Genomic DNA, 7,782 nt, shown 5'->3' on the forward strand with positions numbered 1-7,782 from the left:
ACGAGACGTCAACTTTTCCAGAGAAAGAGATAAAGGACCCTCATGTCCAATGAATCTTCACTAGGCCTCATGCGGATCGGTCTTGCGACCGCGGAGGACATCCGGACCTGGTCCTACGGCGAGGTCAAGAAGCCGGAGACCATCAACTACCGCACGCTCAAGCCCGAGAAGGACGGCCTGTTCTGCGAGAAGATCTTCGGCCCCACCCGGGACTGGGAGTGCTACTGCGGCAAGTACAAGCGCGTGCGCTACAAGGGCATCATCTGCGAGCGCTGCGGCGTGGAGGTCACCCGGGCCAAGGTGCGCCGTGAGCGCATGGGCCACATCGAGCTGGCCGCGCCCGTGACCCACATCTGGTACTTCAAGGGCGTGCCCTCGCGCCTGGGCTACCTGCTGGACCTCGCCCCGAAGGACCTGGAGAAGGTCATCTACTTCGCGGCGTACATGATCACGTCGGTGGACGAGGACGCCCGCCACGACGACCTGCCGAACCTGCAGGCCGCCGTGGACCGGGAGAAGGCGCAGATGGAGTCCACCCGCGACTCCGACATCGCCGCGATCGCCCGCGACCTCGAGACCGAGCTCGGCCGGGTCGAGGAGGAGGGCGGCAAGGCCGCGGAGAAGCGGAAGCTGCGCGACTCCGCCGACCGCCAGATGGCCAACGTGCGCAAGCGCGCGAACCTGGAGATCGACCGGCTCGAGCAGGTCTGGGACCGGTTCAAGAACCTCAAGGTCAACGACCTCGAGGGCGACGAGGCGCTCTACCGTGTCATGGTGGACCGCTACGGCATGTACTTCGAGGGGTCCATGGGGGCCGAGGCGATCAAGAAGCGCCTCGAGACCTTCGACCTGGAGGCGGAGGCCGAGTCCCTGCGCGAGACCATCGCCACCGGCAAGGGCCAGCGCAAGACGCGGGCCCTGAAGCGGCTCAAGGTCGTCAACGCGTTCCTGACCACGGACAACTCCCCGCTGGGCATGGTCCTGGACGCCGTCCCGGTGATCCCGCCGGAACTGCGCCCGATGGTCCAGCTCGACGGCGGCCGGTTCGCCACGTCGGACCTCAACGACCTCTACCGGCGCGTGATCAACCGCAACAACCGGCTCAAGCGCCTGCTCGACCTGGGCGCCCCGGAGATCATCGTCAACAACGAGAAGCGGATGCTGCAGGAGGCTGTGGACTCGCTGTTCGACAACGGCCGCCGCGGCCGCCCGGTCACCGGGCCGGGCAACCGCGCGCTGAAGTCGCTCTCGGACATGCTCAAGGGCAAGCAGGGACGGTTCCGGCAGAACCTGCTCGGCAAGCGCGTCGACTACTCCGGCCGCTCGGTCATCGTGGTCGGTCCCCAGCTGAAGCTGCACCAGTGCGGTCTGCCCAAGCAGATGGCGCTCGAGCTGTTCAAGCCGTTCGTGATGAAGCGGCTCGTGGACCTCAACCACGCGCAGAACATCAAGTCGGCGAAGCGCATGGTCGAGCGCTACCGGCCCCAGGTGTGGGACGTGCTCGAGGAGGTCATCACCGAGCACCCCGTGCTGCTCAACCGTGCCCCCACCCTGCACCGCCTGGGCATCCAGGCGTTCGAGCCGCAGCTCGTCGAGGGCAAGGCCATCCAGCTCCACCCGCTCGTGTGCGGCGCGTTCAACGCCGACTTCGACGGCGACCAGATGGCCGTGCACCTGCCCCTGTCCCCGGAGGCCCAGGCCGAGGCGCGCATCCTGATGCTGTCCTCGAACAACATCTTGAAGCCCTCGGACGGCAAGCCGATCGCCCTGCCCTCGCAGGACATGATCATCGGCCTCTACCACCTCACCACCGTCCGCGAGGGCGAGGAGGGGGAGGGCCGCGTGTTCTCCTCCGTGGCCGAGGCCATCATGGCCCACGACGCGGGCCGGCTGCACCTGAACGCCGTGTGCCGGATCGAGCTGCACGACTTCGTGCCGTTCGAGGGGTGGACCGCGCCCGAGGGCTGGGAGCCGGGCCGGCCGGTCGTGGTGGAGACCACCCTGGGCCGGGTGCTGTTCAACGACACCCTGCCCGAGGACTACCCCTGGGACGAGGCCGTCGCGGACAAGAAGCACCTGTCCGCACTGGTGAACGATCTCGCGGAGCGGTACCCGATGGTGACGGTCGCGCACACGCTGGACGAGCTCAAGGACGCCGGGTTCCACTGGGCGGCCCGCTCGGGCGTGACCGTGGCGATCTCCGACATCGCGACCCCGCCGGAGAAGCCCGCCATCATGGAGGGCTACGAGGCGCAGGCGGCGAAGATCCAGGGCCAGTACGACCGCGGTCTGATCGACGACGACGAGCGCCGCTCGGAGCTCATCGACATCTGGACCAAGGCCACGGACGAGGTCGCGCAGGCCATGCAGGCGAACCTCTCCCCGCTGAACACCATCAACCGCATGGTGTCCTCCGGCGCCCGAGGCAACTGGATGCAGGTCCGCCAGATCGCCGGCATCCGCGGGCTCGTGTCCAACCCCAAGGGCGAGATCATGCCCCGCCCGATCAAGTCCTCGTACCGCGAGGGCCTGTCGGTGCTGGAGTACTTCATCGCGACCCACGGCGCCCGCAAGGGCCTGGCCGACACCGCGCTGCGCACGGCGAACTCGGGCTACCTGACCCGTCGTCTCGTGGACGTCTCCCAGGACGTCATCGTGCGGGAGGCGGACTGCATGACCGAGCGCGGCCTGAACCTGCCGCTCGCGGACGTGCCGGAGACCGGTGCCCGGGTGCTGCACGAGGACATCGAGAACACCGTGCACGGCCGCGTGCTCGCGGTCGACGTGGTGGACGCGAACGGCGAGATCCTGGCCGAGGCCGGCACGGACCTCTCCGACGGGCTGATCAGCGCCCTGTTCGCCGGCGGGGCCGACACGGTGCGCGTGCGCTCCGTCCTGACCTGCGAGTCCGCGGTCGGCGTGTGCGCGGCGTGCTACGGCCGTTCGCTGGCGTCCAACCAGCTGGTGGACATCGGCGAGGCCGTGGGCATCATCGCCGCGCAGTCCATCGGCGAGCCGGGCACCCAGCTGACGATGCGCACGTTCCACACCGGTGGTGTGGCGTCCTCGGACGGTGACATCACCCAGGGTCTGCCCCGCATCCAGGAGCTCTTCGAGGCCCGGACGCCGAAGGGCGTCGCGCCGATCTCGGAGGTCGCCGGCCGCGTCAGCATCGAGGACACCGAGAAGGCCCTCAAGCTCGTCGTGACCCCGGACAACGGGGACGAGGCGATCGGCTACCCGGTGCTGCGCCGTGCGAAGCTGCTCGTCACCGAGGGCGATCACGTCGAGGTCGGTCAGCAGCTGGTCTCGGGCGCCGTCGACCCCAAGGAGGTGCTGCGCATCCGCGGTCCGCGGCAGGCGCAGAAGCACCTCGTGGACGAGGTGCAGCGCGTGTACCGCTCCCAGGGCGTGGGCATCCACGACAAGCACGTCGAGGTCATCGTGCGGCAGATGCTGCGCCGCGTGACGATCATCGAGTCCGGCGAGACGAACCTCCTGCCGGGCGAGCTCGTCGAGAACGTGCGCTTCCTGGAGGCCAACCGCCGGGCCGTGGCCGAGAGCAGCCGTCCTGCCGCCGGCCGTCCGGAGTTGATGGGCATCACGAAGGCCTCGCTGGCGACCGACTCGTGGCTGTCGGCCGCGTCCTTCCAGGAGACCACCCGCGTGCTCACGCAGGCGGCCATGGAGGGCAAGTCGGACCCGCTCGTGGGCCTGAAGGAGAACGTGATCATCGGCAAGCTGATCCCGGCCGGCACCGGGCTCGCGCGGTACAACAACATCGACGTGGAGCCGACGGACGAGGCGAAGGCCTCGCTCTTCACGGAGCCGGGCTCGTTCTCGGACTTCAGCTACGCGGAGGAGAACTCCTCGCCCGCCGAGTTCCAGGCGATCCCGCTGGAGGACTACGACTTCGGCTCCAACTGAGGTCGGCGTCCCCGCAGGACGTGATCACGACCGTGATCGCACCACGGCAGCCCCGTTCCGGAGAACCTCCGGGGCGGGGCTGCCGCCGTCCCACGGGCCTCCCGGAGCGGCCCCACGAGGAGAGAGCGGAGCAGGACCATGGCGAACTCACCCACCGGCGAGTCGGTGCTCGAACGGGCGGACCGGATCCTCGCGGCGTTCACGGCGGAGGACTCCCGGCTCACGGGGGGACAGATCGCCGCCCTCGCCGGCCTGCCCACGGCCACGGCGCACCGGCTCGCCCGGGACATGGCCCGCCAGGGCTGGCTCGACCGGGTCGAGGGCGGGTCCTACGTGGTCGGCACCCGCCTGTGGGAACTGGCCAACCGCTCCTCGCGCGAGCTCGGGCTGGCGCGCGCCGCCCGCCCGTTCATGGGGGACATCCACGCGGTGCTGCGCCAGCACGTGCAGCTCGGCATCGTGGAGGGACGTGAGGTGCTGCTCGTGGAACGGCTGTCCCACCCCAGAGCCGTGCCCGTCCGCTCGGAGGTCGCGGGCCGGCTTCCTCTGCACCTCTCCGCCACGGGGCTCGTCCTGCTGGCCCACGCGCCCCCGGACGTCCGGGAGGCGTACCTGCAGGGCCCCATCCCCGCGTACACCGAGTTCTCGCCCACGGATCCCGGGGCGCTGGCCGTGGAGCTCGAGCGGATCCGGTCCGCGGGCCACGCCCTGCAGACCGGCTACCTCGAGGCCGGGACGGCGGGCATCGCCGTCCCGGTGCGGGGGCGCGGCGAGCAGGTGGTGGCGGGCCTGGGCGTCATCACCCCCGCGGGTGATCCCGCCGCCCGGGCCGGGGCGATCGTCCAGGCCCTGCACACCGCCGCGCACGGCATCCGGCGGACCCTCCGGGACGCCGCGCGCTGAACCGGGCCGCAGCCTGCCGCCCGCCCCGGCATCCCGTTGATCGGGACGAGTGTGGTGCCGCCCACAGGGCGCTGGGAGACTGGACGCGATGTCCGTCCCACCTCCAGGAGCACCCATGAGCGCACAGCGCACCGTTCTCGCCACCCAGGTCGGCATCGTCGGCGGCGGCCCGGCCGGGCTGATGCTGGCCCACCTGCTCGGCCGCGCTGGCATCGGGACCGTCGTGCTGGAGGCGCGCGACAAGGACACCATCCACGCCACCCACCGGGCCGGCATCCTCGAGGCCGCCACGGTGGAGATGCTCGCCGGCTCCGGGGTCGACGGGCGGGTCCTCACCGAGGGCCACGAGCACCGGGGCACGGTGCTGCGCTTCGAGGGCGAGAGCCGCCGGATCGACTTCCAGGAACTCGTCGGGCACTCCGTCCGGCTGTACCCGCAGAACGAGGTCTTCTGGGACCTGGCGAACGCCCGGGAGCGCGACGGGGGCGACATCCGCTGGTCGGTGACCGACACCGAGGTGCTGGACCTGACCACCGACCGGCCGGCCGTCCGCTTCACCGACGCTGCGGGCGAGCGGTTCGAGCTGCGGTGCGAGATCCTCGTGGGGGCCGACGGCTCGCAGAGCATCTGCCGCCGGGCGATCCCGGACGAGGAGCGCACCGACAACTTCATCGAGTACCCGTTCGCGTGGTTCGGCATCCTCGCCGAGGCGCCGCCGAGCGCCCCCGAGCTCATCTACTCCAACTCCGAGCACGGGTTCGCCCTCGTCTCGTCGCGCAGCGAGACCGTCCAGCGCATGTACTTCCAGTGCGATCCGGACGAGGACGTCGACGACTGGGACGACGAGCGGATCTGGGCCGAGCTCCAGCGCCGGGTCCGGGGCCCCGACGGGCTCCGGCTCCAGGAGGGCCCCATCTTCGACAAGACGGTGCTGAAGTTCCGCTCCTACGTCTGCGAGCCCCTGCGCCACGGCAGCATGTTCCTCGTCGGGGACGCCGGGCACACCGTGCCGCCGACCGGCGCGAAGGGACTCAACCTCGCCTTCTGCGACGTCCGGGTGCTCGCCCCGGCGCTCGTGGAGTTCTTCCGCTCGGGGGACGACTCCGGGCTCGCGGGCTACTCCGCCCAGGCCCTCGAACGGGTGTGGAAGGCGCAGAACTTCTCCTACTGGGTCACCAACCTCATGCACACCCAGCCGGGGGAGAACCCCTTCAACCAGAAGCGGCGGCGCGGCGAGTTCCGGGCCGTCACCGCGTCGGAGCACGGCGCCGCCTACTTCGCCGAGTCCTACACCGGCTGGCCCGGTGACCGCTGACATCCGGTCCGTGCGAGGCCGGCGACGACGGTCCCACACACTGTGACCCCCCAAGAAGTTCGCACAACGAACATGTGTGCGAATGCTGCACCGATGCGCTAGCCTCGGAGAGTTCTCCGCCGGCTGCGCCGACCCCCGCGGTCGGCACGGCGCCCGGTGCGGCAGCCATCCCGCGACAGAGGAGTTGAACCATGACCGACCAGGACCAGGAGCCGGAGGAGGCCTTCGTGCACCTCACCCCGACGGGTCCCGACGACGCGGCGGACACGCAGGCCGATCTCGACCGCGAGATGGCGCAGATCAACGAGGACTACGCGGCCTCGGGCCGCACCGAGACCCAGCCGCGCCTGGACTACGCGCCCTACCGCAGCTCGATCCTGCGCCACCCCACCAAGGACCCGCACCACGCCGACCCGGAGACCATCGAGCTGCACGCCCCCGCCTTCGGCGAGCGGGACGTGCACCGGCTCGAGTCGGACCTGACCGTCCAGGCGCAGGGCGAGCCCATCGGCGAGCGGATCAAGATCCGCGGCCGTGTGCTCGACGGCGACGGCCGCCCCGTCCGCCGCCAGCTCGTGGAGATCTGGCAGGCCAACGCGGCCGGGCGCTACATCCACAAGCGGGACCAGCACCCCGCTCCGATCGACCCGAACTTCACGGGCGTGGGACGGTGCCTCACCGGTGACGACGGCTCCTACGAGTTCGTCACCGTCAAGCCGGGCCCGTACCCCTGGAAGAACCACCACAACGCGTGGCGGCCGGCGCACGTGCACTTCTCGCTGTTCGGCACGGACTTCACCCAGCGGATGATCACCCAGATGTACTTCCCGTCCGACCCCCTGTTCGCGCTGGACCCGATCTTCCGGTCCATCGTGGACCCGAAGGCCCGCGAACGGCTCGTCGCCGCGTACGACCACGAGGTGTCCGAGCACGAGTGGCTGCTCGGCTACCGGTGGGACATCGTGCTCAGCGGCTCGAACCGCACCTGGACGGAAGGGGACTCCAATGTCTGAGACCACCGCGAACACCGCGAACACCGGGCTCGTCGCGACGCCGGGCCAGACCATCGGGCCGTTCTTCGGCTACGCCCTCCCCTACGAGAAGGGCGAGCTGCTCGTGCCGCTCGGGCACCCGGAGGCGGTGCGCCTGCACGGCGTCGTCACCGACGGCCACGGCGACCGCGTGCCGGACGCGATGCTCGAGATCTGGCAGGCCGACGGGAACGGTGACGTCCCCACGGCGACCGGCTCGCTCGTGCGCGACGGCTACACCTTCACGGGCTTCGGCCGTGCGTCCGTCGACAACGAGGGCCACTACACCTTCACGACCGTCGACCCGGGCCCGACCGAGCCCGGCAGGGCGCCGTTCATCGCCCTGACGGTCTTCGCCCGGGGCGTGACCAACCGCCTGTTCACCCGCGTCTACCTCCCGGAGGACACCGAGGCCCTGGCGGACGACCCGCTGCTGCGCTCCCTGCCCGAGGACCGGCGCCGCACGCTGATCGCCGAGCGCGAGGCCGACGGCTCCCTCCGCTTCGACCTCCGGCTCCAGGGCGAGGACGAGACCGTCTTCCTGACGTACCCGAACCTCGAGCGGTGACCCGCCGGCGCAGGGCTCCCGGCAGGGGTCCCTGCGCC

The 7,782-nt window shown here is 70.5% G+C and carries 5 protein-coding genes; all 5 read left to right on the forward strand.

Going from position 1 to position 7,782, the window contains the following annotated elements; all coding sequences use genetic code 11:
• Positions 1–42: 42 nt before the first annotated feature.
• Positions 43–3,927 (forward strand): DNA-directed RNA polymerase subunit beta', encoded by a 3,885-nt coding sequence (locus ACH9D3_RS09775; protein ID WP_396400727.1) that lies wholly within the window; start codon positions 43–45, stop codon positions 3,925–3,927.
• A 138-nt stretch (positions 3,928–4,065) separates the two neighbouring features.
• Positions 4,066–4,830 (forward strand): IclR family transcriptional regulator domain-containing protein, encoded by a 765-nt coding sequence (locus ACH9D3_RS09780; protein ID WP_396410784.1) that lies wholly within the window; start codon positions 4,066–4,068, stop codon positions 4,828–4,830.
• A gap of 115 nt (positions 4,831–4,945) precedes the next feature.
• Positions 4,946–6,145, forward strand: coding sequence for a 4-hydroxybenzoate 3-monooxygenase (locus ACH9D3_RS09785; RefSeq protein ID WP_396410785.1), 1,200 nt, complete (start codon positions 4,946–4,948; stop codon positions 6,143–6,145).
• A 191-nt stretch (positions 6,146–6,336) separates the two neighbouring features.
• A complete protein-coding gene (gene pcaH / locus ACH9D3_RS09790; protein ID WP_396410786.1) occupies positions 6,337–7,158 on the forward strand; it encodes a protocatechuate 3,4-dioxygenase subunit beta in 822 nt (273 codons plus the stop codon).
• A complete protein-coding gene (pcaG, locus tag ACH9D3_RS09795; protein WP_396410787.1) occupies positions 7,151–7,744 on the forward strand; it encodes a protocatechuate 3,4-dioxygenase subunit alpha in 594 nt (197 codons plus the stop codon). Before pcaH ends, pcaG begins: the two co-directional genes overlap by 8 nt.
• The last annotated feature ends 38 nt before the right edge of the window (positions 7,745–7,782 follow it).

Source organism: Kocuria kalidii (assembly GCF_044462225.1).
Lineage (GTDB): Bacteria > Actinomycetota > Actinomycetes > Actinomycetales > Micrococcaceae > Kocuria > Kocuria kalidii.